Raw genomic sequence first — 255 nt, 5'->3', positions numbered from 1 at the left:
AGTGGATTGCGCGCTCACCCTTATTGGACAAGGACGGCCAGTGAAGCCGGTCTGCGCTGTTCTTGGTGTAGCGCGCTCGAACATTATTGATCGCCTTGCGCGTCCTGTAGACTGGATCGATGGTCGTACGTTGGCCAGGCTTGATCCAGCCGCTGACGCAACGATTGCCGATGCCGTGCGTGCCGAGATCACGGCATTGCCGACTTACGGCTATCGCCGCGCCGGCGCCTTGGTGAACCGCACGCGCAGCCTGAT

1 pseudogene is annotated in these 255 nt (G+C 61.2%); it reads left to right on the top strand.

Features of this window, described 5'->3' with window-relative positions:
• Positions 1-40: 40 nt before the first annotated feature.
• Positions 41-255 (top strand): annotated as a pseudogene (locus GM672_RS29055) (IS3 family transposase); the annotation flags it as partial.

The sequence above is a fragment of the Pseudoduganella buxea genome (assembly GCF_009720835.1).
GTDB classification, from domain to species: Bacteria; Pseudomonadota; Gammaproteobacteria; order Burkholderiales; family Burkholderiaceae_D; genus Rugamonas; species Rugamonas buxea.
Note: the sequence above shows the minus strand (reverse complement) of the source record. Positions and strands in the feature narration are given on the sequence as shown.